Annotated in this window: 29 protein-coding genes; 17 read left to right on the top strand and 12 right to left on the bottom strand. The window is 53.1% G+C overall.

Features of this window, described 5'->3' with window-relative positions; all coding sequences use genetic code 11:
* The first annotated feature begins 15 nt into the window (after positions 1-15).
* From agaF to D9734_RS00640, 8 genes are all read left to right on the top strand, one after another.
* Complete coding sequence (agaF, locus tag D9734_RS00675; protein WP_000948829.1) at positions 16-450, top strand: PTS galactosamine/N-acetylgalactosamine transporter subunit IIA; 435 nt, start codon at positions 16-18, stop codon at positions 448-450.
* Positions 447-1,580, top strand: coding sequence for an N-acetylglucosamine-6-phosphate deacetylase (gene nagA / locus D9734_RS00670; protein WP_130204638.1), 1,134 nt, complete (start codon positions 447-449; stop codon positions 1,578-1,580). The genes agaF and nagA overlap by 4 nt, the downstream gene beginning before the upstream one ends.
* Positions 1,581-1,929: 349 nt before the next feature.
* Complete coding sequence (locus D9734_RS00665; protein ID WP_130204636.1) at positions 1,930-3,084, top strand: AgaS family sugar isomerase; 1,155 nt, start codon at positions 1,930-1,932, stop codon at positions 3,082-3,084.
* Between the two features lie 12 nt (positions 3,085-3,096).
* Complete coding sequence (gene kbaY / locus D9734_RS00660) at positions 3,097-3,957, top strand: tagatose-bisphosphate aldolase subunit KbaY (RefSeq protein WP_000022766.1); 861 nt, start codon at positions 3,097-3,099, stop codon at positions 3,955-3,957.
* A gap of 166 nt (positions 3,958-4,123) precedes the next feature.
* The gene (gene agaB / locus D9734_RS00655) at positions 4,124-4,600 is read left to right on the top strand and encodes a PTS galactosamine transporter subunit IIB (RefSeq protein WP_130204634.1); all 477 of its coding nucleotides are present in this window, start codon (positions 4,124-4,126) and stop codon (positions 4,598-4,600) included.
* A gap of 38 nt (positions 4,601-4,638) precedes the next feature.
* Positions 4,639-5,442, top strand: a complete 804-nt coding sequence (gene agaC / locus D9734_RS00650; RefSeq protein WP_130204632.1) for a PTS galactosamine transporter subunit IIC — start codon at positions 4,639-4,641, stop codon at positions 5,440-5,442.
* Positions 5,432-6,223 (top strand): PTS galactosamine transporter subunit IID, encoded by a 792-nt coding sequence (agaD, locus tag D9734_RS00645; RefSeq protein WP_130204630.1) that lies wholly within the window; start codon positions 5,432-5,434, stop codon positions 6,221-6,223. The genes agaC and agaD overlap by 11 nt, the downstream gene beginning before the upstream one ends.
* A 174-nt stretch (positions 6,224-6,397) precedes the next feature.
* A complete protein-coding gene (locus D9734_RS00640) occupies positions 6,398-7,165 on the top strand; it encodes a galactosamine-6-phosphate isomerase (protein ID WP_130204654.1) in 768 nt (255 codons plus the stop codon).
* Positions 7,166-7,219: 54 nt separating this feature from the next.
* On the opposite strand, the gene rsmI is transcribed toward D9734_RS00640, so the two are convergent.
* Positions 7,220-8,083 (bottom strand): 16S rRNA (cytidine(1402)-2'-O)-methyltransferase, encoded by an 864-nt coding sequence (gene rsmI / locus D9734_RS00635; protein WP_130204628.1) that lies wholly within the window; start codon positions 8,081-8,083, stop codon positions 7,220-7,222.
* 64 nt (positions 8,084-8,147) lie between these two features.
* On the opposite strand from rsmI, the gene lpoA reads away from it, so the two are divergent.
* Genes lpoA through dolP form a run of 4 tightly spaced genes read left to right on the top strand, consistent with a single transcriptional unit; the run spans position 8,148 to position 11,732 of the window.
* Entirely contained in the window at positions 8,148-10,184 is a 2,037-nt protein-coding gene (gene lpoA, locus D9734_RS00630; protein ID WP_130204626.1) for a penicillin-binding protein activator LpoA, read from the top strand.
* A complete protein-coding gene (locus D9734_RS00625) occupies positions 10,142-10,537 on the top strand; it encodes a YraN family protein (RefSeq protein WP_130204624.1) in 396 nt (131 codons plus the stop codon). Before lpoA ends, D9734_RS00625 begins: the two co-directional genes overlap by 43 nt.
* Before the next feature lie 19 nt (positions 10,538-10,556).
* Positions 10,557-11,147, top strand: a complete 591-nt coding sequence (gene diaA / locus D9734_RS00620; RefSeq protein WP_001158034.1) for a DnaA initiator-associating protein DiaA — start codon at positions 10,557-10,559, stop codon at positions 11,145-11,147.
* A 9-nt stretch (positions 11,148-11,156) separates the two neighbouring features.
* A complete protein-coding gene (gene dolP, locus D9734_RS00615) occupies positions 11,157-11,732 on the top strand; it encodes a division/outer membrane stress-associated lipid-binding lipoprotein (protein ID WP_130204622.1) in 576 nt (191 codons plus the stop codon).
* Positions 11,733-11,833: 101 nt separating this feature from the next.
* On the opposite strand, the gene D9734_RS00610 is transcribed toward dolP, so the two are convergent.
* Positions 11,834-12,874, bottom strand: a complete 1,041-nt coding sequence (locus D9734_RS00610) for a permease (protein ID WP_130204620.1) — start codon at positions 12,872-12,874, stop codon at positions 11,834-11,836.
* Positions 12,875-12,946: 72 nt separating this feature from the next.
* A complete protein-coding gene (locus D9734_RS00605) occupies positions 12,947-13,582 on the bottom strand; it encodes an NAD(P)H-binding protein (RefSeq protein WP_000084526.1) in 636 nt (211 codons plus the stop codon).
* A 127-nt stretch (positions 13,583-13,709) separates the two neighbouring features.
* On the opposite strand from D9734_RS00605, the gene yhbO reads away from it, so the two are divergent.
* Positions 13,710-14,228, top strand: a complete 519-nt coding sequence (yhbO, locus tag D9734_RS00600; RefSeq protein WP_000037608.1) for a protein/nucleic acid deglycase — start codon at positions 13,710-13,712, stop codon at positions 14,226-14,228.
* On the opposite strand, the gene D9734_RS00595 is transcribed toward yhbO, so the two are convergent.
* Positions 14,208-14,651, bottom strand: a complete 444-nt coding sequence (locus D9734_RS00595; RefSeq protein WP_130204618.1) for a YhbP family protein — start codon at positions 14,649-14,651, stop codon at positions 14,208-14,210. The genes yhbO and D9734_RS00595 overlap by 21 nt on opposite strands.
* Before the next feature lie 50 nt (positions 14,652-14,701).
* On the opposite strand from D9734_RS00595, the gene yhbQ reads away from it, so the two are divergent.
* Complete coding sequence (gene yhbQ / locus D9734_RS00590) at positions 14,702-15,004, top strand: DNA damage response exodeoxyribonuclease YhbQ (protein ID WP_130204616.1); 303 nt, start codon at positions 14,702-14,704, stop codon at positions 15,002-15,004.
* On the opposite strand, the gene D9734_RS00585 is transcribed toward yhbQ, so the two are convergent.
* Positions 14,991-15,494 carry an N-acetyltransferase gene (locus tag D9734_RS00585; RefSeq protein ID WP_000908553.1) on the bottom strand — a complete coding sequence of 168 codons (504 nt, stop codon included), beginning with the start codon at positions 15,492-15,494 and terminating at the stop codon, positions 14,991-14,993. The genes yhbQ and D9734_RS00585 overlap by 14 nt on opposite strands.
* Positions 15,488-16,012, bottom strand: a complete 525-nt coding sequence (locus D9734_RS00580; RefSeq protein WP_046081285.1) for an SCP2 domain-containing protein — start codon at positions 16,010-16,012, stop codon at positions 15,488-15,490. Before D9734_RS00580 ends, D9734_RS00585 begins: the two co-directional genes overlap by 7 nt.
* A 208-nt stretch (positions 16,013-16,220) precedes the next feature.
* On the opposite strand from D9734_RS00580, the gene D9734_RS00575 reads away from it, so the two are divergent.
* The 3 genes from D9734_RS00575 to D9734_RS00565 all read left to right on the top strand — a co-directional run bounded on the left by D9734_RS00575 (position 16,221) and on the right by D9734_RS00565 (position 19,191).
* Positions 16,221-17,216, top strand: a complete 996-nt coding sequence (locus tag D9734_RS00575; protein WP_130204614.1) for a peptidase U32 family protein — start codon at positions 16,221-16,223, stop codon at positions 17,214-17,216.
* 8 nt (positions 17,217-17,224) lie between these two features.
* On the top strand, positions 17,225-18,103 hold the full coding sequence (locus tag D9734_RS00570) for a U32 family peptidase (RefSeq protein ID WP_130204612.1): 879 nt from the start codon (positions 17,225-17,227) through the stop codon (positions 18,101-18,103).
* 80 nt (positions 18,104-18,183) lie between these two features.
* Positions 18,184-19,191 (top strand): luciferase-like monooxygenase, encoded by a 1,008-nt coding sequence (locus tag D9734_RS00565; protein ID WP_130204610.1) that lies wholly within the window; start codon positions 18,184-18,186, stop codon positions 19,189-19,191.
* A 117-nt stretch (positions 19,192-19,308) separates the two neighbouring features.
* On the opposite strand, the gene mtr is transcribed toward D9734_RS00565, so the two are convergent.
* The 6 genes from mtr to rpsO all read right to left on the bottom strand — a co-directional run bounded on the left by mtr (position 19,309) and on the right by rpsO (position 26,430).
* Entirely contained in the window at positions 19,309-20,553 is a 1,245-nt protein-coding gene (gene mtr / locus D9734_RS00560) for a tryptophan permease (protein ID WP_130204608.1), read from the bottom strand.
* Between the two features lie 153 nt (positions 20,554-20,706).
* Positions 20,707-22,608 carry an ATP-dependent RNA helicase DeaD gene (gene deaD / locus D9734_RS00555; protein WP_130204606.1) on the bottom strand — a complete coding sequence of 634 codons (1,902 nt, stop codon included), beginning with the start codon at positions 22,606-22,608 and terminating at the stop codon, positions 20,707-20,709.
* Positions 22,601-22,681, bottom strand: coding sequence for a protein YrbN (gene yrbN, locus D9734_RS00550; protein WP_010723222.1), 81 nt, complete (start codon positions 22,679-22,681; stop codon positions 22,601-22,603). The genes deaD and yrbN overlap by 8 nt, the downstream gene beginning before the upstream one ends.
* Before the next feature lie 106 nt (positions 22,682-22,787).
* Positions 22,788-23,672 carry a lipoprotein NlpI gene (gene nlpI / locus D9734_RS00545; protein ID WP_130204604.1) on the bottom strand — a complete coding sequence of 295 codons (885 nt, stop codon included), beginning with the start codon at positions 23,670-23,672 and terminating at the stop codon, positions 22,788-22,790.
* A gap of 108 nt (positions 23,673-23,780) precedes the next feature.
* Positions 23,781-25,916: a polyribonucleotide nucleotidyltransferase gene (pnp, locus tag D9734_RS00540; protein ID WP_001298330.1), complete on the bottom strand. Its 2,136-nt coding sequence runs from the start codon at positions 25,914-25,916 to the stop codon at positions 23,781-23,783.
* 244 nt (positions 25,917-26,160) lie between these two features.
* Positions 26,161-26,430, bottom strand: coding sequence for a 30S ribosomal protein S15 (gene rpsO / locus D9734_RS00530; protein ID WP_000059470.1), 270 nt, complete (start codon positions 26,428-26,430; stop codon positions 26,161-26,163).
* Positions 26,431-26,559 lie beyond the last annotated feature (129 nt).

Here is a 26,559-nt window from a genome sequence, read left to right as displayed (position 1 = left end):
ACAATGAGGTATTAGATGTTAAGTATTATTTTGACAGGGCATGGCGGGTTTGCCAGCGGCATGGAAAAAGCAATGAAGCAAATCCTCGGTGAGCAATCGCAGTTTATCGCCATCGATTTTCCCGAAACCTCAAGCACCGCGCTGCTTACATCGCAGCTTGAAGAAGCCATCGCCCAACTGGATTGTGAAGACGGCATTGTTTTTCTGACGGATTTGCTGGGCGGCACGCCGTTTCGCGTAGCTTCAACGCTGGCGATGCAAAAACCGGGCTGTGAAGTGATCACCGGCACCAATTTACAACTGCTACTGGAGATGGTGCTGGAGCGCGAAGGGTTAAGTAGTGAAGAGTTCCGTGTGCAGGCGCTGGAGTGCGGACACCGTGGGCTGACCAGTCTGGTGGACGAACTTGGTCGCTGCCATGAAGAATGTCCGGTCGAGGAAGGAATATGACACAAGTTCTGCGCGCCAGAAGGCTGCTGACAGAAGAGGGCTGGCTTGATGATCATCAGCTGCGTATTGCTGACGGTGTGATCGCGGCAATCGAACCGATTCCACCAGGCGTGACTGAACGCAATGCGGAACTGCTCTGCCCCGCTTACATCGACACCCATGTGCACGGCGGCGCGGGCGTTGATGTGATGGATGACGCACCGGATGCGCTCGACAAGCTGGCAATGCACAAAGCGCGCGAGGGTGTCGGCAGTTGGTTGCCGACTACCGTAACCGCGCCGCTTAATGCCATTCATGCGACGCTGGCGCGTATTGCTCAACGTTGCCAACGCGGCGGACCTGGTGCGCAAGTGCTGGGAAGTTATCTCGAAGGACCGTACTTCACGCCGCAGAATAAAGGCGCACATCCGCCGGAGCTGTTCCGCGAGCTGGAAATTACCGAGCTGGATCAATTGATTACCGTTTCTCAGCACACTTTGCGCGTGGTGGCACTGGCACCGGAAAAAGAGGGGGCATTGCAGGCCATCCGCCATCTTAAACAGCAAAACGTACGGGTGATGCTGGGACATAGCGCAGCAACCTGGCAACAAACCTGCGCTGCGTTTGATGCTGGCGCAGACGGCCTGGTACATTGCTATAACGGGATGACGGGTTTACATCACCGCGAACCGGGAATGGTTGGCGCGGGATTAACAGACAAGCGCGCCTGGCTGGAACTGATAGCCGATGGGCATCATGTACATCCGGCGGCGATGTCGCTGTGTTGTTGCTGTGCGAAAGAGAGAATCGTGCTGATCACCGACGCGATGCAGGCAGCCGGGATGCCGGATGGTCGCTATACGTTATGTGGTGAAGAAGTGCAGATGCACGGTGGCGTTGTCCGTACCGCGTCCGGTGGGCTGGCGGGCAGTACGCTGTCTGTCGATGCGGCAGTGCGCAATATGGTCGAGTTGACGGGCGTAACGCCTGCGGAAGCCATCCATATGGCGTCGCTGCATCCGGCGCGAATGCTGGGTGTTGATGGTGTTCTGGGATCGCTTAAACCGGGCAAACGCGCCAGCGTCGTTGCGCTGGATAGCGGGCTGCATGTGCAACAAATCTGGATTCAGGGTCAATTAGCTTCGTTTTAATTGTTTGCTCCGTTATTGGGCCTTCACTTCCCCCGTAAGGCCTTTCTTTTTCTTTCGTTTTAATCTGTGTAGCGGTGTCGGATGCGACGCTAACGCGTCTTATCCGACCTACGGCAGTGATTGCCAGGCCGAAAAAGGCGTTAACGCCGCATGCGGAAATCCCTTTTACTTCCCTTATCTTTTCTTTCAACGATCACAGATTTCGTTTTATTTCCTTTTTCCCTATTGAACTTTCAGTTTCTTTTCTATAGATTTTAATCAACGAAAGAAATCACCAAGTGAAATGAAACGAAAGGCGAACGAAAGCTACCACGCCGGAAGTCAAGTTCATCAGACTAAGGATTGAGTTATGCCAGAAAATTACACCCCTGCTGCCGCGACCACCGGTACATGGACCGAAGAAGAGATCCGTCATCAGCCTCGCGCATGGATCCGTTCCCTCACCAACATCGACGCGTTACGTTCCGCGCTCAATAACTTCCTTGAACCGTTACTGCGCAAAGAGAATCTGCGGATCATCCTGACCGGAGCCGGAACCTCGGCATTTATCGGTGACATCATCGCGCCGTGGCTTGCCAGCCATACCGGCAGAAACTTCAGCGCTGTACCGACCACCGATCTGGTCACTAATCCGATGGACTACCTGAACCCAGCTCATCCGCTGCTGTTGATCTCCTTCGGGCGTTCCGGCAACAGCCCGGAAAGCGTTGCCGCCGTGGAACTGGCGAATCAGTTTGTACCCGAGTGCTATCACCTGCCGATCACCTGCAACGAAGCGGGCGATCTTTACCAAAACGCGATCAACAGCGACAACGCGTTTGCCCTGCTGATGCCCGCAGAAACACACGATCGCGGCTTTGCGATGACCAGCAGCATTACCACCATGATGGCCAGCTGCCTCGCGGTTTTCGCACCTGAGACGATCAACAGCCAGAGCTTCCGCGATGTGGCGGATCGTTGCCAGGCGATCCTGACCTCACTGGGCGATTTCAGCGAAGGTGTGTTTGGTTACGCACCGTGGAAACGGATCGTTTATCTCGGTAGCGGTGGCTTACAGGGCGCAGCACGCGAGTCGGCGCTGAAAGTGCTGGAACTAACGGCGGGTAAACTGGCGGCCTTTTATGATTCCCCGACCGGATTCCGTCATGGCCCGAAATCGCTGGTCGATAACGAAACGTTGGTGGTGGTATTTATCTCCAGCCACCCTTACACCCGTCAGTATGATCTTGATCTGCTGGCAGAACTCCGCCATGACAACCAGGCAATGCGCGTAATCGCCATCGCCGCGGAAAGTAACGATGTTATCGCCGCTGGCCCGCATATCATCCTGCCGCCATCCCGTCACTTTATCGACGTTGAACAGGCATTTTGCTTCCTGATGTACGCCCAGACGTTTGCACTGATGCAGTCGTTGCACATGGGCAATACGCCGGATACCCCATCCGCCAGTGGCACCGTAAACCGCGTGGTGCAAGGCGTAATCATTCATCCGTGGCAGGCATAAGAGGATCGCATTATGAGCATTATCTCCACCAAATATCTGTTACAGGACGCCCAGGCCAATGGCTACGCGGTGCCAGCCTTTAACATTCATAACGCCGAGACGATCCAGGCGATCCTCGAAGTATGTAGCGAAATGCGATCGCCAGTGATCCTCGCCGGGACGCCGGGGACCTTTAAACATATTGCGCTAGAAGAGATCTACGCTCTGTGTAGCGCCTATTCCACAACCTACAACATGCCGCTGGCGCTGCATCTCGACCACCACGAATCACTCGATGATATTCGCCGAAAAGTCCACGCAGGCGTACGCAGTGCGATGATCGACGGCAGTCACTTCCCATTTGCCGAGAACGTGAAGCTGGTGAAATCGGTTGTCGACTTCTGCCACTCGCAGGATTGCAGCGTGGAAGCAGAACTGGGCCGTCTGGGCGGTGTTGAAGATGACATGAGCGTCGACGCCGAAAGTGCATTCCTGACCGATCCACAAGAAGCTAAACGCTTTGTCGAACTGACTGGCGTCGACAGCCTGGCGGTAGCGATTGGTACGGCGCACGGCTTATACAGCAAAACGCCGAAGATTGATTTCCAGCGGCTGGCGGAAATTCGTGAAGTGGTGGATGTTCCTCTGGTGCTGCATGGTGCCAGCGATGTTCCTGATGAATTTGTCCGCCGCACTATTGAGCTTGGTGTAACAAAAGTGAACGTTGCCACGGAATTGAAAATTGCCTTCGCAGGTGCGGTAAAAGCCTGGTTTGCGGAAAATCCGCAGGGTAATGATCCTCGTTATTATATGCGTGTCGGTATGGATGCGATGAAAGAAGTCGTCAGAAATAAAATTAATGTCTGTGGTTCAGCGAATCGAATTTCCGCGTAATCATTAATTTTATACGATTTTTCAGAATGCACTGCCCGATTAATATCGGGTAGTGCCTTAACGGCAAAGGAGATAACTAAACCTTAATAAATACATCAGTACAATATCGCAACAATAATATATTTAAAAAGATTATATTATTCAACTTTATGGTGAGGATTACACAATGAGCAGTCCAAATATTCTCTTAACCCGTATTGATAACCGTCTGGTTCATGGCCAGGTTGGCGTGACCTGGACATCCACTATCGGTGCGAATCTGCTGGTGGTCGTGGATGATGTCGTCGCTAACGATGATATTCAACAGAAATTGATGGGGATTACCGCAGAAACCTACGGCTTTGGCATTCGTTTCTTTACTATCGAAAAAACCATTAACGTCATCGGCAAAGCTGCACCGCATCAGAAGATCTTCCTGATTTGCCGTACGCCACAAACGGTACGTAAATTGGTAGAAGGTGGTATTGACCTGAAAGATGTCAACGTCGGTAATATGCATTTCTCGGAAGGGAAAAAGCAAATCAGCAGTAAAGTGTATGTCGATTATCAAGATCTCACGGACTTACATTTTATTAAACAACGCGGCGTGAATGTTTTTATCCAGGACGTCCCCGGCGATCAAAAAGAACAAATTCCTGACTAAATTTAAAATCGCCTTAATATTGGTTTGAGGTAATAAAAATGCATGAAATAACCCTAATTCAGGGGCTATCCCTGGCGGCGTTAGTTTTCGTTCTGGGGATTGATTTTTGGCTGGAAGCCTTATTTTTATTCCGCCCGATAATCGTTTGTACCCTCACTGGCGCTATTCTCGGTGATATTCAGACTGGCTTAATTACCGGTGGTCTGACAGAGCTGGCTTTCGCCGGATTAACCCCTGCTGGTGGTGTTCAGCCGCCCAACCCGATTATGGCGGGTCTGATGACCACTGTCATTGCATGGTCTACGGGCGTTGATGCCAAAACGGCAATTGGTCTTGGCCTGCCGTTTAGTTTGTTAATGCAGTACGTCATTCTGTTCTTCTATTCGGCATTCTCATTATTTATGACCAAAGCCGATAAATGCGCGAAAGAGGCGGATACAGCAGCGTTTTCCCGACTTAACTGGACAACAATGCTGATTGTCGCTTTAGCGTATGCGGTGATTGCTTTCCTCTGTACTTACCTGGCGCAGGGCGCGATGCAGGCGCTGGTGAAGGCGATGCCCGCCTGGCTGACCCACGGCTTTGAAGTGGCTGGCGGCATTCTACCTGCCGTTGGTTTTGGTCTGCTGCTGCGCGTGATGTTCAAAGCGCAATATATCCCTTACCTGATCGCTGGTTTCCTGTTTGTTTGCTACATCCAGGTCAGCAACCTGTTGCCGGTTGCCGTGCTGGGCGCAGGCTTTGCGGTGTATGAGTTTTTCAATGCGAAATCCCGGCAGCAAGCGCAACCGCAGCCCGTTGCCAGTAAAAATGAAGAAGAGGACTACAGCAATGGGATCTGAAATCAGTAAAAAAGATATCACCCGTCTGGGCTTTCGTTCGTCGCTGCTGCAAGCGAGCTTTAACTACGAAAGGATGCAGGCGGGCGGTTTTACCTGGGCGATGTTGCCGATCCTGAAAAAGATTTATAAGGACGACAAACCGGGCTTAAGCGCGGCGATGAAAGATAACCTCGAATTTATTAATACCCATCCGAATCTGGTCGGATTCCTGATGGGATTGTTAATTTCGATGGAAGAGAAAGGGGAAAACCGCGACACCATTAAAGGTCTGAAAGTGGCGCTGTTTGGCCCAATCGCCGGGATTGGCGATGCGATTTTCTGGTTCACTTTGTTGCCGATTATGGCGGGAATTTGCTCATCATTTGCCAGCCAGGGAAACCTGCTGGGGCCGATTCTGTTCTTCGCCGTGTACCTGATTATCTTTTTCCTCCGCGTCGGCTGGACCCACGTTGGTTATTCGGTCGGCGTAAAGGCTATCGATAAAGTTAGAGAAAACTCGCAGATGATCGCCCGTTCGGCAACCATCCTCGGGATCACGGTAATCGGCGGGCTGATCGCTTCATATGTGCATATTAACGTGGTGACGTCGTTTGCTATCGACAGTACCCACAGCGTCGCCCTGCAACAGGATTTCTTCGATAAAGTCTTCCCGAATATTTTGCCGATGGCTTATACCCTGCTGATGTATTACTTCCTGCGGGTGAAAAAAGCGCATCCGGTGCTGTTAATCGGCGTGACTTTTGTGCTTTCCATCGTTTGTTCCGCCTTCGGCATTTTATAAATAAAACGAGGCACTGCGTCTGGCGCTGCCTCAGATTGTTAACAAAGATCGCTTTGTTCATGCCGGATGCGGCGTTACCGCCTTATCCGGCCTACAAAATCATGCAAATTCAATATATTGCAGAAACGATGTAGGCCTGATAAGCGTAGCGCATCAGGCAATTTTGCGTTTGCCATCGGTCTGAGCATCGCACCTGACGGAGCCTCTTTACTTAAGGAATTTCATCCTGTGCAAATCCTTCAGCAAGTTGAAAACTATACGGCGTTAAGTGAACGCGCCAGCGAATATTTATTGGGTGTGATTCGTAGTAAACCGAACGCCGTGATCTGCCTGGCGACCGGAGCCACGCCATTACTGACGTATTATTATCTGGTGGAGAAAATCCACCAGCAGCATGTTGATGTCAGCCAGCTGACCTTCGTCAAGCTCGACGAATGGGTGGATCTGCCATTAACCCTGCCCGGCACCTGCGAAACCTTCCTTCAGCAACATATCGTACAGCCGCTGGGGCTACGTGAAGACCAGTTCATCAGCTTTCGCTCTGAAGATATTAACGAGACGGAGTGTGAGCGGGTAACGAACCTGATTGCGCTCAAAGGTGGTATCGATTTGTGCGTACTTGGACTGGGGAAAAACGGTCATCTGGGGCTGAACGAGCCGGGAGAAAGCCTGCAACCGGCCTGCCATATCAGCCAACTTGATGCCAGAACGCAGCAACATGAAATGTTAATAACCGCGGGTCGCCCCGTAACCCGGGGGATCACCTTAGGACTGAAGGATATTCTCAATGCCCGCGAAGTTTTGCTACTGGTGACTGGCGAAGGAAAGCAGGATGCAACAGCGCGTTTTCTCACGGCTAAAGTCTCCACCGCTATCCCGGCTTCGTTTTTATGGCTGCATAACCATTTCACATGCGTGATTGATGAGATGTGTCGTCGTTAACTCGCCTGGTACAGGCGTTGTAGCTCTATTCCTGCTGCGACGCCTGTAATCAAATCACTCCCCTTGCTGCTCCAGCGCGTACTTATACAGCGCGTTTTTCTTCACGCCGTGAATTTCTGCTGCCAGCGCCGCCGCTTTTTTCAGCGGAAGCTCGGCCTGTAACAGCGCCAGCGTGCGCAGTGCATCGGCGGGTAAGTCGTCTTCCTGCGCCTTATGGCCTTCGACAATCAGCACCATTTCGCCTTTGCGGCGGTTTTCATCTTCCTTTACCCACGCCAGCAGCTCGCCAACGGGCGCGCCGTGAATGGTTTCCCAGGTTTTGGTGAGCTCACGAGCCAGCACCACGTAGCGCGATTCGCCCAATACCGCAACGATATCTTCCAGGCTATCTAACAGACGGTGGGTCGATTCATAAAAAATCAGCGTACGTGGTTCCGCTTCAATGGCTTTCAACGCATCGCGACGACCTTTTGATTTGGCAGGCAGGAAGCCTTCATAACAAAAACGATCGGATGGTAAACCCGCAGCGCTTAACGCAGTGATGGCAGCACATGGCCCCGGTAGTGGCACTATGCGAATCCCCGCTTCACGGCAGGTTCGCACCAGATGGTAGCCCGGGTCGTTTATCAGCGGCGTCCCGGCATCGGAAACCAGCGCAATGTTTTGCCCCTCTTGCAGCTTCGCCAGCAGCGTTTCGGCTTTTTGTTGTTCATTATGGTCATGAAGCGCGAACAACCGGGCGTTTATCCCAAAATGTTGCAGCAGTAAACCGGTATGACGGGTATCCTCGGCAGCAATCAGATCAACGGCCTGCAATACCTCAAGCGCACGCTGGGTAATGTCCGCCAGATTACCGATTGGCGTAGGTACAATATAGAGCTGGCCTTGAGAATTATCCGCCGATTGGTGTTGTTTCATTGTGTCGTCCGTATTGCCGATTTAATATTGAGCATTGCGTAAAAAAAATATCACTGGATACATTATGGTACCCTCAACATTTTCTCGTTTGAAAGCCGCGCGTTGTCTGCCTGTTGTTCTGGCAGCCCTAATTTTCGCCGGTTGTGGCACCCATACCCCCGATCAGTCCACTGCCTACATGCAGGGGACGGCGCAGGCCGATTCTGCCTTTTATCTACAGCAGATGCAGCAAAGCTCTGATGATACCAGGATCAACTGGCAATTACTCGCCATTCGTGCACTGGTGAAAGAAGGCAAAACCGGGCAAGCGGTGGAGTTGTTTAACCAACTACCGCAAGAACTAAACGATACCCAGCGTCGCGAGAAAACGCTGCTGGCGGTAGAAATCAAGCTGGCGCAAAAAGATTTTACTGGCGCACAGACCTTGTTGGCAAAAATCACGCCAACCGATTTAGAACAAAATCAGCAGGCGCGCTACTGGCAGGCGAAAATCGATGCCAGCCAGGGACGTCCTTCCATTGAATTACTGCGTGCGTTAGTCGCCCAAGAACCTCTGCTCGGCGCGAAGGAAAAGCAACAGAATATTGACGCTACCTGGCAAGCGCTATCGTCCATGACCCAACAGCAGGCGAATACGCTGGTGATTAACGCCGACGAAAATATCCTGCAAGGCTGGCTGGATCTGCAACGCGTCTGGTTTGATAACCGTAACGATCCCAACATGATGAAAGCCGGGATCGCCGACTGGCAAAAACGTTATCCGAACAACCCTGGCGCGAAAATGCTGCCAACGCAGTTGGTAAACGTAAAAGCTTTCAAACCAGCGTCAACCAATAAAATCGCCCTGCTGCTGCCGTTGAATGGTCAGGCTGCGGTATTTGGTCGCACAATTCAGCAAGGCTTTGAAGCGGCGAAAAACATTGGCACTCAGCCAGTGGCGGCTCAGGTAGCTACCGCGCCTGCCGCTGACGTGGCAGAACAACCTCAGCCGCAAACCGTGGATGGCGTTGCCAGCCCGGCACAAGCCTCGGTTAGCGATCTAACGGGTGAAGAAACCGCAGCGCAGCCGGTGCCTGTAAGCGCCCCTGCGGCAAGTTCTGCGGCGGTAAGCACGCCAGCGAATCCAGCCGCAGAACTGAAAATCTACGATACCTCTTCACAACCGCTTAGCCAGATCTTAAGCCAGGTTCAGCAAGACGGCGCGAGCATTGTGGTCGGTCCGCTGCTGAAAAATAATGTTGAGGAGTTGCTGAAGAGCAACACTCCACTGAACGTACTGGCGCTGAATCAGCCGGAAAATATCGAAAACCGCGCTAATATCTGTTACTTCGCGCTATCGCCGGAAGATGAAGCACGCGATGCGGCACGTCATATTCGTGACCAGGGGAAACAGGCGCCGCTGGTGCTGATCCCGCGCAGTTCGCTTGGCGACCGCGTAGCAAACGCCTTCGCGCAAGAGTGGCAGAAATTGGGTGGCGGTACCGTTCTGCAACAAAAATTTGGTTCCATCAGCGAATTACGCGCGGGCGTGAATGGCGGCTCCGGCATCGCTTTAACGGGTAGCCCGATTACCCCCAGAGCGACAACTGATTCCGGCATGACCACAAACAATCCGACGCTGCAAACCACACCAACCGATGACCAGTTCACTAATAACGGTGGTCGTGTCGACGCGGTCTATATTGTGGCAACGCCGGGCGAAATCGCTTTCGTCAAACCGATGATCGCCATGCGTAACGGCAGCCATAGCGGCGCAACGCTGTACGCCAGTTCCCGCAGCGCACAAGGCTCCGCTGGCCCTGATTTCCGACTTGAGATGGAAGGATTACAGTACAGCGAGATCCCGATGCTGGCAGGCGGTAATCTGCCGTTAATGCAGCAGGCGCTCAGCGCGGTGAACAACGATTATTCGCTGGCTCGCATGTATGCAATGGGTGTTGATGCATGGTCGCTGGCAAATCATTTCTCACAAATGCGCCAGGTTCAGGGTTTTGAAATCAACGGTAATACCGGAGGTCTGACGGCTAACCCGGATTGCGTGATTAACAGGAAGTTATCATGGCTACAGTACCAACAAGGTCAGGTAGTCCCCGCCAGTTAACCACTAAACAGACTGGCGATGCGTGGGAAGTACAAGCGCGTCGCTGGCTGGAAGGCAAAGGACTGCGGTTTATCGCCGCTAACGTGAACGAGCGTGGCGGCGAGATCGATCTGATAATGCGTGAAGGCCAGACCACCGTTTTTGTCGAAGTGCGCTACCGCCGCTCTGCCCTATACGGCGGCGCGGTAGCCAGTGTGACCCGCAGCAAACAACACAAATTATTACAGACTGCCCGCTTGTGGCTCGCGCGTCATAATGGGAGTTTTGATACTGTGGATTGCCGGTTCGATGTGGTAGCCTTCACCGGGAATGAGGTTGAGTGGATTAAGGATGCCTTTAATGACCACTCATAATTAAGGTTTAAGGATTAGCGTGCAAGAAAGAATTAAAGCTTGCTTCACTGAAAGCATTCAAACTCAAATTGCGGCGGCAGAGGCGCTTCCGGATGCCATCTCCCGTGCAGCCATGACGCTGGTTCAGTCTCTGCTCAATGGCAACAAAATCCTCTGTTGTGGTAATGGAACCTCCGCTGCCAACGCACAGCATTTTGCTGCCAGCATGATCAACCGTTTCGAAACGGAGCGGCCCAGCCTACCTGCCATTGCACTAAATACTGATAATGTTGTCTTAACGGCGATTGCCAACGATCGCTTACATGATGAAGTGTATGCAAAACAGGTACGAGCGCTGGGTCATGCGGGAGATGTATTGTTAGCCATTTCTACTCGCGGTAACAGTCGCGATATCGTTAAAGCTGTTGAAGCCGCCGTTACGCGTGATATGACCATTGTGGCATTGACCGGCTATGACGGCGGTGAACTTGCAGGTTTGTTAGGGCCACAGGATGTGGAGATCCGCATTCCTTCGCATCGTAGTGCTCGCATTCAGGAAATGCATATGCTGACGGTAAATTGCCTGTGCGATCTGATCGATAACACGCTTTTCCCTCACCAGGATGATTAAGGAGAATACATGAAGGCATTATCGCCAATCGCGGTCCTTATTTCCGCGCTGCTGTTGCAAGGTTGTGTTGCCGCTGCCGTAGTGGGTACCGCTGCTGTGGGTACCAAAGCCGCAACTGACCCACGCAGTGTCGGTACCCAGGTGGACGATGGTACTCTGGAAGTGCGCGTGAACAGCGCATTGTCGAAAGACGAACAGGTTAAGAAAGAAGCGCGCATTAATGTAACGGCCTATCAGGGCAAAGTGCTGCTGGTTGGGCAGTCACCAAACTCTGAACTTTCGGCTCGCGCCAAACAGATTGCTATGGGCGTAGATGGCGCGAATGAAGTGTATAACGAGATTCGTCAGGGCCAGCCGATTGGTCTGGGCGAAGCATCTAACGATACGTGGATCACCACCAAAGTGCGTTCGCAGCTGTTAACCAGCGATCTGGTGAAATCGTCCAACGTGAAAGTGACTACCGAAAACGGTGAAGTGTTCCTGATGGGGCTGGTGACTGAACGTGAAGCGAAAGCAGCGGCAGATATTGCCAGCCGGGTGAGCGGCGTGAAGCGTGTAACCACAGCGTTTACGTTTATTAAATAGCCGCTCTTGTAATGCCTGATGCGACGCTTGCCGCGTCTTATCAGGCCTACAACGATACAAAACGTAGGCCGGATAAGGCGCTCGCGCCGCATCCGGCATATTTAGAACAACAGCGCCAGCCCGCCGACAATCACACCAGACACTGCCACCATCGCCCCCGTCAGCCATAAGGCTTTTGCCGGGAACGCTTTACGCAGCATAATCAGCGACGGCAAACTCACTGCCGGGAGCGTCATCAACAATGCCAGCGCCGGAGCAGTTCCCATACCTGCCAGCATCATCGTTTGCACAATTGGAATTTCTGCCGCCGTCGGAATGACAAACAAGCATCCTGCTACCGCCATCGCCACCACCCACATCAGGCTGTTATCGACCGCACCATCGGCATGGGGGAATAACCAGACACGAGCGGTCCCCAACACCAGTACGGCAAGGATATAAACCGGGATCGTGCTCCAGAAAAGCGTCCATAGCGCCCTGCCCCAGCGGCTAAAAAATCCGCCCTGCACTTCCGGCATGTCAATTTCGACCGGTGCCTGCGTTTGCGGTGTCTCACGCACCCATTTTTGCACCAGCGTCGCAATCAGCAACACCATCACCAGCCCCGCCACCAGACGAATCGCGGCAAAGCCCCAGCCGAGGACAAATCCCATAAACACCAGCGTCGCCGGGTTTAACAACGGATTCCCCATCCAGAATGCCAGCGCACCGCCCATCGACACTTGTTGGCGACGCATCCCCGCCGCGACCGGAGCCGCACAGCAGGTACACATCATACCCGGCAGCGAAAACAGCGTTCCCAGCAGCGTGCCGCGAAAGCGCGATTGCCCAAGCGTGCGCAGCAGCCAGTCACGCGGGATCAGCACCTGAATCAACGAGCCGAGAAGCACACCCAGCACCGCCGCTTTCCATACCGCGAGGAAATAGATCATCGCGTAATCCAACGCCGCTTGCCACGGATTAGCATCCGCCTGCGCAAGGATAGATTTACCGATACTGTGGGTTTCAGCGGCAGTAAACGCTTTGCCGTAGTAAGGTTGCCATTTCACATACCAGAGACCGGCAATGACAACGAGAAAGAAAAGCGCGGGTTTCCACCACTGAATGGGCGTTGCCGCCTGAGATGAAGACTGACCAGTCATAGCATTCCCCAGGAATAAGTTATGATAATTGAGCGCGTGAATATTACGCTCGCTATCAATTCTTGGGAATAATTATTCAGCTCTTTTGCGTAATTCTGAAGAGCTTAAAATGGTCACACCTTCATGCTCTGGCCGCATCGCCTCTGCCAGCATGACCCGCGCCACGTCTCTCGCATCAATGGATTTCCAGTTACCGGGTAACAAACGGAACAGCGGCGCAAAAAGCGTTTCGTTCATTCGCTGTTTGCTACGGTCACCCAGCAACATCGACGGGCGAGCGATGGTTAGTTTCGGCCAGTTCTGGGCAATTAAGGCTTCTTCCATCTCCCCTTTGACGCGGTTATAGAAAAACGGCGAGTGGGCATTGGCACCCATAGCACTAACCACCAGCATATGCTGAGCGCCCAGTCGCCGCCCGGTTAATGCGGTGTCCACAACCAGCGTGTAATCGGCATGAATAAACGCCTCTTTGCTCCCCGCTTCTCGCCGCGTGGTGCCGAGACAACAAAACACAATGTCGATGGGATCGGTGACCTGCGCCAGCGCGTCGGTCAGTTGCGGATCATGGGGATTAAACACGCCAGGCATATCGCCCAACGGGCGTCGCGTCGGCGCGGCTATGGCGTTAACTTTCGGTTCATTAATCAACATCCGCAGCAGGTGACCGCCCACCAGCCCCGTTGCGCCTGTAATCAGTACCTGACTCATCTTCGCTCCTTTACAGAATTGTCCGCCTTGCGCTCCCTGGTACATGCACCAGGCTTAATAGTCTACGAGGTAATTATCCCCGATCGTGAGAAATTCGCCTCATCCAATGCAACAACACGGAGGAAACATGAGTAAGAAGATTGCCGTTTTAATCACTGATGAATTTGAGGATTCAGAATTTACTTCACCTGCTGACGAGTTCCGTAAAGCCGGACACGAAGTGATTACCATTGAAAAACAAGCGGGTAAAACGGTGAAAGGCAAAAAAGGAGAAGCCAGCGTCACCATCGATAAATCCATCGATGAAGTGACGCCAGCAGAGTTTGATGCCCTGCTGCTACCAGGCGGTCATTCACCGGATTATCTGCGTGGCGACAACCGTTTTGTCACCTTCACCCGTGATTTTGTGAATAGCGGCAAACCGGTTTTCGCCATCTGTCACGGCCCGCAGCTGCTGATCAGCGCCGATGTGATTCGGGGGCGCAAACTGACCGCCGTTAAACCGATCATTATTGATGTTAAAAACGCGGGCGCGGAATTTTACGATCAGGAAGTGGTGGTCGATAAAGATCAGCTGGTTACCAGCCGAACACCGGACGATTTGCCAGCGTTTAACCGCGAGGCGTTACGCCTGCTCGGTGCCTGAATTACGTAGCCAAATCATTTTTTTACCAAAGCCCAGCGTATTGTCGGTGAATTTGATTTCATCGAGCCGGATTTCCCACACCGGCGCCGACAGCATTCGGGCAACCGGAAAGCGACGATTGTACGCCTTGCGCGCGTGGTCGCTTTCCTCACCTTCCAGCCTGCGGATCTCGCCTTTAAACTGCACGCCACGGATTAACGCTACCGTTTTCGGCTGCCCGTTTACCGTTCCGGCAACCGCCGCCTGCGGCCCGCTCATCTGCGCGTGGCGCGTTTTTTCTTCCGTCAAAATGTAGAAGGCAACTTTCTGCGCATCAAAAAGATAAAAGGCATTAGCGCACCAGAGTTCCCCTTCCTGCTGCACACACCAGGTGACAACATGTTGTTTTGCCAGCCAACGGCTGATGGCGGTGAGTGTTTCCATTGCTGTTCTCTTTTATACTGTGGGCCAGACCTTAACATGTGACGCAGACGATGACACCCTGGTTTCTTTACTTGATCCGTACCGCCGACAATAAGCTTTATACCGGGATCACCACGGATGTCGAACGCCGCTATCAGCAACATCAGAGCGGCAAAGGGGCAAAAGCACTGCGTGGGAAAGGTGAACTAACGCTGGCGTTTTCCGCGCCAGTGGGTGACCGTTCGCTGGCACTACGGGCGGAATATCGCGTTAAGCAACTGACCAAACGGCAAAAAGAGCGTCTGGTAGCGGAAGGCGCAGGGTTTGCAGAGTTATTAAGGAGTCTGCAAACCCCGGAGATTAAAAGCGATTGAAGTGATCGTGATACTCAACCAGCCCGGTTACGCCGTTCAGCGCGTCATCCGCTAAACGATGTACCTGGAAGGCGCTTTCAGTGCCCGGCCAGCGGCAACGCAGATCGTGATGCGCAGCCAGCTCAAAGCCGAAACGACTGTACAGCGCAGGATCGCCCAGCGTCACCACTGCGGCATAGCCGAACTCATTAAGCGAATCGAGTCCTTCATAGACCAGTTGGCGTGCCAGCCCCTGTCCACGGTATTTTTCATCAACCGCCAACGGAGCCATGCCGACCCATTGCAGGTCTTCGCCCTGCACATCAACCGGACTGAATGCCACATAGCCAATGACCTGACCTTCGTCATCTGTCGCCACCAGGCCCAGCGTCAGAAAGCCATCTTCACGCAGATCGTGAACCAGCTTCGCTTCCGCATCGCTTTCGAATGAACGACGCAGCAGGGCATCAATACCCGGCGCATCAATGGGAATTTCTACTCGAATTAGCATGGTTCACCTACCGATGTCTGTTTGGTTTCAGGCGCGGTTTTCATTCCCGCCTCAACAAAATCCGCCAGTTGCAGCAGCATCATACGTAAGGCTTTCGGCATCTGCTCCAGTTCAATGGCGTCCATCAGGTTTTTCACATACAGCCCCAGCTCCGTATCGCCTTCAATCATCAGCCGACGCTGGAAGAAGAGCGTGTCTGGATCTTGTTTACGCGCCGCAATCATCAGCAGATCGCTGGCGTCGGCACTAAAACTCACATCAGCTTGCGCGTTCTGGCTGACAACCAGTTTGCCATTCACCACCGAGGTAAACCATTGCAGGTCAATATCACGCACATGAATACTTAACCAGCGGCCTTCAAGAAACTCCAGCTCGCCGTCGTCCAGCGCCTGACGGAATTGCCAGCTTAAGACCTGCTCAAGAACCTGGCGTTTAAGCGCAAATGGCGTCAGTTTTACCGGTACACTCAACAGAGATGGCCCCAAATGCACAATGCGGGAACGCAGTTTATCCAACACGAGTTTTACTCCCTGCTTCAACAATCATCCTATTTTGCCATATTGGAAAAATAACATGGCGGTATAAATCAACAATTCCATATGAAATTGCTGCTACCACCAATACAACTTTAACTGCCTTAAATCAAAAATTGTCGCAGCAGGGTTAACTAAAATCCCAGTTCGTTAACATTTTTGCGCTTTGACTGCGCAACCTTCAGGAAAAATTATGGAGCTGCTCTGCCCTGCCGGAAATCTCCCGGCGCTTAAGGCGGCCATCGAAAACGGCGCAGATGCTGTTTATATCGGGCTAAAAGATGATACTAATGCCCGTCACTTCGCCGGCCTTAACTTTACCGAGAAAAAATTGCAGGAAGCGGTGAGTTTTGTTCATCAACATCACCGCAAACTTCACATCGCAATTAACACTTTTGCGCATCCGGACGGTTACGCCCGTTGGCAGCGCGCCGTGGATATGGCGGCGCAGCTGGGTGCCGACGCGCTGATCCTCGCCGACCTCGCCATGCTGGAGTACGCCGCCGAGCGATACCCGCATATTGAGCGTCATGTGTCAGTGCAGGCTTCGGCAACCAATGAAGAGGCGATTAACTTCTATCATCGCCATTTTGACGTTGCCCGCGTGGTGCTACCGCGCGTGTTGTCGATTCATCAGGTGAAACAACTGGCGCGGGTTACCCCTGTACCGCTGGAAGTGTTCGCTTTCGGCAGCCTGTGCATTATGTCGGAAGGGCGTTGCTACCTGTCGTCGTATCTGACGGGGGAATCGCCCAACACCGTGGGCGCGTGTTCTCCGGCCCGCTTCGTGCGCTGGCAACAAACGCCGCAGGGGCTGGAATCCCGCCTGAACGAAGTGCTGATCGACCGTTATCAGGACGGCGAAAACGCAGGTTATCCGACGCTGTGTAAAGGGCGTTATCTGGTGGACGGCGAGCGTTATCACGCGCTTGAAGAACCAACCAGTCTCAATACCTTGGAACTGCTGCCGGAGTTAATGGCGGCAAATATTGCTTCGGTGAAAATTGAAGGCCGCCAGCGTAGCCCGGCGTATGTCAGCCAGGTGGCGAAAGTCTGGCGTCAGGCTATCGACCGTTGTAAGGCCGATCCGCAAAACTTCATACCGCAAAGCGCGTGGATGGAGACGCTCGGGTCGATGTCCGAAGGCACGCAGACCACCCTTGGCGCGTATCACCGTAAATGGCAGTGAGAAAAGCAATGAAATATTCCTTAGGGCCGGTGCTGTGGTACTGGCCAAAAGAGACGCTGGAAGAATTTTATCAGCAGGCCGCAGCCAGCAGCGCCGACGTGATTTATCTTGGTGAAGCGGTATGCAGCAAGCGCCGGGCAACCAAAGTTGGCGACTGGCTGGAGATGGCAAAATCGCTCGCCGGAAGTGGCAAGCAGATTGTGCTCTCCACGCTGGCGCTTGTGCAGGCATCCTCCGAACTGGGCGAACTGAAACGCTATGTTGAGAACGGTGAGTTTCTGATTGAAGCCAGCGATCTCGGCGTGGTGAATATGTGCGCTGAGCGCAAACTGCCGTTCGTCGCCGGGCATGCACTGAACTGCTACAACGCGGTGACACTGAACATATTGCTTAAACAGGGCATGATGCGCTGGTGTATGCCGGTGGAGCTTTCCCGCGACTGGCTAGTGAATCTGCTTAATCAGTGCGATGAACTGGGCATTCGCAACCAGTTTGAAGTGGAAGTCCTGAGCTACGGTCATCTGCCACTGGCCTACTCCGCCCGCTGCTTTACCGCGCGTTCGGAAGACCGCCCGAAAGATGAGTGTGAAACCTGCTGCATTAAGTATCCGAACGGGCGCAACGTGCTGTCGCAGGAAAACCAACAAGTGTTTGTACTCAACGGCATTCAGACCATGAGCGGCTACGTTTACAACCTCGGTAACGAGCTGGCATCCATGCAGGGATTGGTTGATGTGGTCCGCCTGTCACCGCAGGGTACTGACACTTTCGCGATGCTCGACGCCTTCCGCGCTAATGAAAATGGCGCTGCGCCACTACCGCTGACGGCAAACAGCGACTGTAACGGCTACTGGCGGCGGCTGGCCGGGCTGGAGCTGCAAGCGTAAGTATATAGCTCACTTTGTTAACAACTTTAACTACTCTTTAATGCAGTATTAAAGATTAATCGGTAACAAAGTGAGCTGTTATGACTGATAAAACCATTGCGTTTTCGCTACTCGATCTGGCCCCCATTCCCGAAGGTTCTTCAGCGCGAGAAGCGTTCTCCCACTCTCTCGACCTCGCCCGTCTGGCTGAAAAGCGCGGCTATCATCGCTACTGGCTGGCTGAACACCACAATATGACCGGCATTGCCAGTGCTGCAACGTCGGTATTGATTGGCTATCTGGCGGCGAATACCACCACGCTGCATCTGGGTTCCGGCGGCGTGATGTTGCCTAACCACTCACCGTTGGTCATTGCCGAACAGTTCGGCACGCTTAATACACTCTATCCGGGGCGAATCGATTTAGGGCTGGGACGTGCTCCAGGTAGCGATCAGCGGACAATGATGGCGCTACGTCGTCATATGAGCGGCGATATTGATAATTTCCCCCGCGATGTCGCGGAGCTGGTGGACTGGTTTGACGCCCGCGATCCCAATCCGCATGTGCGCCCGGTACCGGGCTATGGTGAGAAAATCCCGGTGTGGTTGCTAGGCTCCAGCCTTTACAGTGCGCAACTGGCAGCGCAGCTTGGTCTGCCGTTCGCGTTTGCCTCACACTTCGCGCCGGATATGCTGTTCCAGGCGCTGCATCTTTATCGCAGCAACTTCAAACCGTCAGCACGGCTGGAAAAACCGTACGCGATGGTGTGCATCAATATTATCGCCGCCGACAGCAACCGCGATGCCGAATTCCTGTTTACCTCGATGCAGCAAGCCTTTGTGAAGCTGCGCCGCGGCGAAACCGGGCAACTGCCGCCGCCGATTCAAAATATGGATCAGTTCTGGTCGCCGTCCGAGCAGTATGGCGTGCAGCAGGCACTGAGTATGTCGCTGGTGGGCGATAAAGCGAAAGTGCGTCATGGCTTGCAGTCGATCCTGCGCGAAACCGACGCTGATGAGATTATGGTTAACGGGCAGATTTTCGACCACCAGGCGCGGCTGCATTCGTTTGAGCTGGCGATGGATGTGAATGAAGAGTTGTTGGGATAGTGTGTTTTAACGCGGGAAGCCTTATCCGAGCTGGCAACGCAGTCCTACGTAGGCCTGATAAGCGAAGCACATCAGGCATTGTGTAGGCAGCAGACATGTCGGATAAGGCACCGCTGATTACTGATACACCGGCAGCAAATTAAAGCTCGATAAAATATGGATCAATGCGTTACCAACGCCAAACACCAGAATCAGCACAATCATCGGTTTGCCGCCCCAGACGCGGAATTTCGGGCTACCAAAGCGTTTACGTGATGCGCGGGCCAGCAACGCCGGAACTATTGCCGCCCAGATGGTAGCCGCTAAACCGGCATAACCAATGGCGTACAGGAATCCGTTCGGGAACAGCAGACCACCCACGACAGGCGGGGCAAAGGTCAGCAATGCTGTTTTCAAACGGCCCATAGCCGAGTCGTCGAAACCAAACAGATCTGCCAGATAGTCAAACAAACCCAGCGTTACGCCAAGGAACGAACTCGCTACCGCAAAGTTTGAGAACACGACCAGCAGAAGGTCCAGGCTACGGCTGTTCAGCACGCCGCTTAATGCCTGTACCAGCACATCAATATTACCGCCCTTCTCGGCGATGCCGATAAACTCCGGACGAGGGATGTTACCCATCGTCGCCAGCAACCAGATGGTATACAGCGCCAGCGCCATCAGCGTACCGTACACCAGGCATTTCACGATGGTTTTCGGATCTTTGCCGTAATACTTCATCAGGCTCGGCACGTTACCGTGATAACCAAACGACGCCAGGCAGAACGGCAGGGTCATCAGCAAATACGGCGCATAAGACGCATTGCTTTCGGCGACGTTGAACAATGTCGCAGGCTGTACATGCCCCAGCAGGCTACCGAAGGTGAGGAAGAAGGTAATGACTTTCGCCCCCAGCACAATCGCCGTCATCCGGCTGACCGCTTTGGTGCTCAACCACACCACAAACGCCACCAACAGTGCAAAACCAAAACCCGCCGCGCGTGCCGGGACGTTCAGCGACATCTCCGCGAAGGTGTGATGCAGAATCGAACCACTGGCAGAAATATAGGCATAGGTCAGGATATAGAGCACAAAGGCAATGGAAATGCCGTTGACCACGTTCCAGCCTTTGCCCAGCAAATCTTTGGTGATGGTGTCAAAACTCGAACCGATCCGGTAATTCAGGTTAGCTTCCAGAATCATCAATCCGGAATGCAGCATGCAGAACCAAGTGAAGATCAGCGCCGCCATTGACCAGAAGAACCACGCACCGGACATGACCACTGGCAGAGAAAACATCCCTGCGCCAATAATGGTGCCGCCGATAATCACCACGCCGCCAAGCAGCGACGGTGACGTTTGGGTGGTGGTTAGTGTTGCCATGTGGGCTTCTCTCCAGTGAAAAATAGTGCGACTGCGTTGTTATGTATTGCACTGTACCAGTACATGAGTACAAAAGACAGAAAAAAAGCCCCGATTGTTAAAATCGGGGCTGTATATATTATTTTACAGACTGTGTTCGCTGTTCAGCGATGATTACGCATCGCCACCGAAACGACGACGACCGGTAGAGTCATCACGACGCGGTGCGCGGCCTTCACGACGTTCACCGCTAAAACGGCGACCATCACCACGACCACCTTCACGGCGTTCACCGCTGAAGTTACGACCGCCTTCACGACCACCTTCACGACGCTCACCACTGAAACCACGACCACCGCCACGACGCTCACCGCCAGTATGCGGCTGTGCATCGCCCAGTAACTGCATGTTCATCGGCTTGTTGAGAATGCGAGTGCGCGTAAAGTGTTGCAGCACTTCACCCGGCATACCTTTCGGCAGTTCGATGGTGGAGTGAGAAGCAAACAGCTTGATGTTACCGATGTAACGGCTGCTGATGTCGCCTTCGTTAGCAATCGCGCCAACGATATGACGAACTTCAACACCATCATCACGGCCCACTTCAATGCGGTACAGCTGCATATCGCCAACGTCACGACGTTCACGACGCGGACGATCTTCACGGTCGCCGCGCGGGCCACGGTCGTTACGATCGCGCGGACCACGATCATCACGGTCACGGAATTCACGTTTCGGACGCATCGGCGCATCTGGCGGAACAATCAGAGTACGTTCACCCTGTGCCATTTTCAGCAGTGCGGCTGCCAGAGTTTCGAGATCCAGCTCTTCACCTTCTGCAGTCGGCTGAATTTTGCTCAGCAGTGCGCGGTATTGATCCAGATCGCTGCTTTCCAGCTGCTGCTGTACTTTAGCGGCGAATTTTTCCAGACGGCGTTTGCCCAGCAGTTCTGCGTTCGGCAGTTCTACTTCCGGAATAGTCAGCTTCATAGTACGTTCAATGTTGCGCAGCAGACGACGCTCGCGATTCTCAACGAACAGCAGCGCGCGGCCAGCACGACCCGCACGACCGGTACGACCGATACGGTGAACGTAAGACTCAGAATCCATCGGGATATCGTAGTTAACCACCAGACTGATACGCTCAACGTCCAGGCCACGGGCCGCAACGTCGGTCGCAATCAGGATGTCCAGACGACCATCTTTCAGGCGTTCCAGTGTCTGCTCACGCAGCGCCTGGTTCATGTCACCGTTCAGCGCGGCGCTGTTGTAGCCGTTACGCTCAAGAGCTTCAGCCACTTCCAGAGTCGCGTTTTTGGTACGAACGAAGATAATCGCCGCATCAAAATCTTCCGCTTCCAGGAAACGTACCAGTGCTTCGTTTTTACGCATGCCCCAGACAGTCCAGTAGCTCTGGCTGATGTCAGGACGGGTCGTTACGCTGGACTGAATGCGCACTTCCTGCGGCTCTTTCATAAAGCGGCGGGTAATGCGACGAATCGCTTCCGGCATGGTTGCAGAGAACAGAGCGGTCTGATGACCTTCCGGGATCTGCGCCATAATGGTTTCAACGTCTTCGATGAAGCCCATGCGCAGCATTTCGTCAGCTTCATCCAGAACCAGACCGCTCAATTTAGAGAGGTCCAGAGTGCCACGTTTCAGGTGGTCCAGCAGACGGCCCGGAGTACCGACAACGATCTGCGGCCCCTGACGCAGGGCGCGTAATTGCACGTCATAACGCTGGCCGCCGTACAGGGCAACCACGTTTACGCCGCGCATGTGTTTAGAGAAATCCGTCATTGCTTCAGCAACCTGTACCGCCAGTTCGCGGGTCGGTGCCAGCACCAGAATCTGTGGTGCTTTCAGCTCAGGATCAAGATTCTGCAGCAGAGGTAAAGAGAATGCTGCAGTTTTTCCGCTCCCCGTCTGGGCCATACCCAGAACGTCGCGGCCATTCAGCAGATGTGGAATACACTCTGCCTGAATTGGAGATGGTTTTTCGTAACCCAGATCGTTAAGGGCTTCAAGGATAGGAGCCTTCAGGCCCAGATCTGCAAAAGTGGTTTCGAATTCAGCCATGTAGTACGTGTGCCTCAAAATTAATGGCGGCCAGTCTACATAACTCATCATGAAATTGATCAGCAATTTTCATTGAAAAGTGTGAACCGGCTCAAAGTAGGTGTATTAACGAACAACAACGCCCTCACCCGTTAAGGTGATGGCAATCAAATAAGATTACGGGCTGATGTGTACGTCAGCTATTGCTGGTCCGATTCTGCCAGGTCATCTTGGTCCTGGCCCAGGAGCGATAATTCCAACAATGCGTATCGGTGCTCAACAAAGTTATGAACGTTGTTGGCAACCGCCAGTTTGAACAGTGCCGTGGCGCTGTCCAAATCCCCCAGACTTAGGTAGTACTTACCTAAATAGAAGTTGGTTTCACTGAGATGCTCAGCGAGCGAGGTGTTATCCGTTGCGTCCGCCTTGAGCCTATCCATTAACGTTTGTTCGCTAATGTTGCCCAGGTAGAACTCGACAATGTTCCATCCCCACTGTTCCTTGTCCGATTTTTCGAAGTGCTGTTTCAACACTTCTTTAGCCTGCTTCTCATCGAGCTTCTGCTCGGCGAGATAAAGCCACAGACTACGGAAAGGATCATTGGGATCGTCTTGATAAAACGCCAGCAGATCATCTTGCGCTAACTTGTCACGACCGCCGTAATATAATGCGATCCCGCGATTCAAGTGCGCGTAGTTGTAAGTTGGATCAAGCTCAAGTACAGAATCAAACGCTTCATAGGCAGCATCAAAATTGCCTGCCTGCGTTAAATATATGCCTAAGTAATTGAATACTTCAGGCATATCCGGTCGGATTGCCAGCGCTTGCGAAAAATCGTTACGCGCTAATGCCCTCAGACCGAGACTATCATACAACACTCCGCGCTCATATAAAAGCTGTGCGCGTTCGTCATCGGTTAAAGCCCGACTGGCAAGGATTTGTTCCATACGTGCCAGAATCACTTCCTGCTGTAAAGTCGGTTGCAATGGTACCGCGAGGACTTCACTTTTACGCCAGGAAGTATTACTGCATCCTGCAAGCGTAAGTGCTGTCGCAACGAAACACCAGCGCAAAAAAGGCTTCATTTCCCACTCCCGAAGACCACGGTTGAATGAACGTCCTGTTCCCGGTTGCTAACAAGGCGTCCTGCCCGGTTAAAAGCCCCCCGCCGCAGCGGAGGGCAAATGGCAACCTTACTCGCCCTGTTCAGCAGCCGGAGCTTCCGGTGCTGCAGCAGGTTGAGACTGCTCAGTCGCTTCTTTAATGCTCAGACGGATACGGCCCTGGCGATCAACTTCCAGAACTTTCACCGGTACTTCCTGACCCATCTGCAGGTAATCGGTCACTTTCTCAACGCGTTTGTCAGCGATTTGAGAGATGTGGACCAGACCTTCTTTACCGCCACCAATGGCAACAAATGCGCCAAAGTCAACGATACGGGTCACTTTACCATTGTAGACGCGGCCCACTTCGATTTCTGCAGTGATCTCTTCGATACGACGAATTGCGTGTTTCGCTTTCTCGCCATCGGTCGCTGCGATCTTCACAGTACCGTCATCTTCGATTTCGATGGTGGTGCCTGTTTCTTCGGTCAGAGCACGGATTACAGAACCGCCTTTACCGATAACATCTTTGATCTTGTCCGGGTTGATCTTGATGGTATGGATACGCGGTGCGAACTCAGAGATATCGCCACGCGGCGCGTTGATCGCCTGTTCCATTACACCCAGGATGTGCAGACGCGCACCTTTAGCCTGGTTCAGCGCAACCTGCATGATCTCTTTGGTGATACCTTCAATTTTGATATCCATCTGCAGTGCAGAGATACCGTCGCGGGAACCCGCAACTTTGAAGTCCATATCGCCCAGGTGATCTTCGTCACCCAAAATGTCAGACAGTACAACGTAGTTGTCGCCTTCTTTCACCAGACCCATTGCGATACCCGCAACAGCGGCTTTGATCGGCACACCTGCGTCCATCAGCGCCAGAGACGCGCCGCACACGGAAGCCATAGAAGAGGAACCGTTGGATTCGGTGATTTCAGACACAACACGTACGGTGTACGGGAATTTGTCCATATCCGGCATTACTGCCAGCACGCCGCGCTTCGCCAGACGACCGTGGCCAATTTCACGACGCTTCGGAGAACCGACCATGCCGGTTTCGCCTACGGAGTACGGAGGGAAGTTGTAGTGGAACAGGAAGGTGTCAGTACGTTCGCCCATCAGTTCATCAAGAACTTGCGCGTCACGTGCAGTACCCAGCGTTGCGGTAACCAGCGCCTGCGTTTCACCACGGGTGAACAGCGCAGAACCGTGAGTACGCGGCAGCACGCCAGTACGCACATCCAGACCACGGATCATATCTTTTTCACGACCGTCGATACGCGGTTCGCCTGCCAGTACGCGGCTACGAACAACATTTTTCTCGATAGCGTGCAGAATTTCACCCAGTTCGTTTTCGTCCAGGGTTTCATCTTCAGCAAGCAGCGTCGCGATGGTTTCAGATTTGATGACGTCAACCTGCGCATAACGCTCTTGTTTGTCGGTGATGCGGTAAGCATCGCTCAGACGAGCTTCAGCCAGTGCAGCAACGCGCGCGTTCAGCGCTTCGTTTACCGGCTCCGGCTGCCAGTCCCAACGCGGTTTACCGGCTTCTTTCACCAGTTCATTGATGTTCTGAATAACAACCTGCTGTTGTTCATGACCGAACACTACTGCGCCCAGCATCTGGTCTTCGCTCAGCAGTTCAGCTTCAGATTCAACCATCAGCACAGCAGCTTCCGTACCGGCAACAACCAGGTCCAGTTTGCTCTCTTTCAGCTCGTCCTGAGTCGGGTTCAGTACGTACTGGTCATTGATGTAACCTACGCGGGCAGCACCAATCGGACCATTGAACGGAATACCAGACAGAGACAGTGCTGCGGAAGCACCAATCATCGCGACGATATCCGGGTTAACCTGCGGGTTAACAGAAACCACGGTGGCGATAACCTGAACTTCGTTGACGAAGCCTTCCGGGAACAGCGGGCGAATCGGGCGGTCAATCAGACGCGCGATCAGGGTTTCGCCTTCGCTTGGGCGGCCTTCACGACGGAAGAAGCTACCCGGGATACGACCAGCAGCGTAGGTACGCTCCTGATAGTTAACGGTCAGTGGGAAGAAGTCCTGACCTGGTTTGGCTTTTTTCTGGCCGACAACGGTAACAAATACCGCGGTGTCATCCATGCTAACCATAACAGCGGCAGTGGCTTGACGCGCCATCATGCCGGTTTCCAGAGTCACGGTGTGTTGGCCGTACTGGAATTTACGAACGATCGGATTAAGCAATGTAATACCCTTTTCTTTCTTAGACAGCACCTTACGGTACTGGTGTTAATACCCGATCTTCTGCGCATCCTCGCGACTAATGACAACCCTAACCCAGCCAAATGTGGGTAAAGCCTCTCATTAGCCGCGCGAACCTCTGCAACGGAAGATCATTCATAGCAACAATACATTAGTTTCCAGTGAATTGCTGCCGTCAGTTTGAAAAAAGGGGCCACTCAGGCCCCTTTTCTGAAACTCGCAAGAATTAGCGACGCAGACCCAGGCGCTCGATGAGCTGGGTGTAACGTGCTACGTCTTTACGTTTCAGGTAGTCGAGCAGTTTACGACGCTGAGAAACCATGCGCAGCAGACCACGACGGCTGTGGTGATCTTTTTTGTGCTCTGCAAAGTGGCCCTGCAGGTGGTTGATCTGTGCAGTCAGCAGTGCTACCTGAACTTCAGTAGAACCGGTGTCGTTTTCACCACGACCAAACTCAGAAACGATTTTAGCTGTTGCTTCAGTACTTAGAGACATTTTAAAACTCCAAAGTATATAGAATGAAAGGACGCCGATCTCTAATTCAGCGATCCCAGTGTACGTTACGCAAAGTGTTAAATATTTTACGCGACGTTAAGCGGCAGTATTCTACTCGTAGCGACCTGT

Source organism: Escherichia sp. E14S1 (assembly GCF_004211995.1).
Taxonomy (GTDB): domain Bacteria; phylum Pseudomonadota; class Gammaproteobacteria; order Enterobacterales; family Enterobacteriaceae; genus Escherichia.
Note: the sequence above shows the minus strand (reverse complement) of the source record. Positions and strands in the feature narration are given on the sequence as shown.

Coding starts and splice junctions, on each gene's coding strand:
- agaF (WP_000948829.1), top strand. CDS start 16: ATGTTAAGTATTATTTTGACAGGGCATGGCGGGTTTGCCAGCGGCATG.
- nagA (WP_130204638.1), top strand. CDS start 447: ATGACACAAGTTCTGCGCGCCAGAAGGCTGCTGACAGAAGAGGGCTGG.
- D9734_RS00665 (WP_130204636.1), top strand. CDS start 1,930: ATGCCAGAAAATTACACCCCTGCTGCCGCGACCACCGGTACATGGACC.
- kbaY (WP_000022766.1), top strand. CDS start 3,097: ATGAGCATTATCTCCACCAAATATCTGTTACAGGACGCCCAGGCCAAT.
- agaB (WP_130204634.1), top strand. CDS start 4,124: ATGAGCAGTCCAAATATTCTCTTAACCCGTATTGATAACCGTCTGGTT.
- agaC (WP_130204632.1), top strand. CDS start 4,639: ATGCATGAAATAACCCTAATTCAGGGGCTATCCCTGGCGGCGTTAGTT.
- agaD (WP_130204630.1), top strand. CDS start 5,432: ATGGGATCTGAAATCAGTAAAAAAGATATCACCCGTCTGGGCTTTCGT.
- rsmI (WP_130204628.1), bottom strand. CDS start 8,083: ATGAAACAACACCAATCGGCGGATAATTCTCAAGGCCAGCTCTATATT.
- lpoA (WP_130204626.1), top strand. CDS start 8,148: ATGGTACCCTCAACATTTTCTCGTTTGAAAGCCGCGCGTTGTCTGCCT.
- D9734_RS00625 (WP_130204624.1), top strand. CDS start 10,142: ATGGCTACAGTACCAACAAGGTCAGGTAGTCCCCGCCAGTTAACCACT.
- dolP (WP_130204622.1), top strand. CDS start 11,157: ATGAAGGCATTATCGCCAATCGCGGTCCTTATTTCCGCGCTGCTGTTG.
- D9734_RS00610 (WP_130204620.1), bottom strand. CDS start 12,874: ATGACTGGTCAGTCTTCATCTCAGGCGGCAACGCCCATTCAGTGGTGG.
- D9734_RS00605 (WP_000084526.1), bottom strand. CDS start 13,582: ATGAGTCAGGTACTGATTACAGGCGCAACGGGGCTGGTGGGCGGTCAC.
- yhbO (WP_000037608.1), top strand. CDS start 13,710: ATGAGTAAGAAGATTGCCGTTTTAATCACTGATGAATTTGAGGATTCA.
- D9734_RS00595 (WP_130204618.1), bottom strand. CDS start 14,651: ATGGAAACACTCACCGCCATCAGCCGTTGGCTGGCAAAACAACATGTT.
- yhbQ (WP_130204616.1), top strand. CDS start 14,702: ATGACACCCTGGTTTCTTTACTTGATCCGTACCGCCGACAATAAGCTT.
- D9734_RS00585 (WP_000908553.1), bottom strand. CDS start 15,494: ATGCTAATTCGAGTAGAAATTCCCATTGATGCGCCGGGTATTGATGCC.
- D9734_RS00575 (WP_130204614.1), top strand. CDS start 16,221: ATGGAGCTGCTCTGCCCTGCCGGAAATCTCCCGGCGCTTAAGGCGGCC.
- D9734_RS00570 (WP_130204612.1), top strand. CDS start 17,225: ATGAAATATTCCTTAGGGCCGGTGCTGTGGTACTGGCCAAAAGAGACG.
- D9734_RS00565 (WP_130204610.1), top strand. CDS start 18,184: ATGACTGATAAAACCATTGCGTTTTCGCTACTCGATCTGGCCCCCATT.
- mtr (WP_130204608.1), bottom strand. CDS start 20,553: ATGGCAACACTAACCACCACCCAAACGTCACCGTCGCTGCTTGGCGGC.
- deaD (WP_130204606.1), bottom strand. CDS start 22,608: ATGGCTGAATTCGAAACCACTTTTGCAGATCTGGGCCTGAAGGCTCCT.
- yrbN (WP_010723222.1), bottom strand. CDS start 22,681: ATGAAAATTGCTGATCAATTTCATGATGAGTTATGTAGACTGGCCGCC.
- nlpI (WP_130204604.1), bottom strand. CDS start 23,672: ATGAAGCCTTTTTTGCGCTGGTGTTTCGTTGCGACAGCACTTACGCTT.
- rpsO (WP_000059470.1), bottom strand. CDS start 26,430: ATGTCTCTAAGTACTGAAGCAACAGCTAAAATCGTTTCTGAGTTTGGT.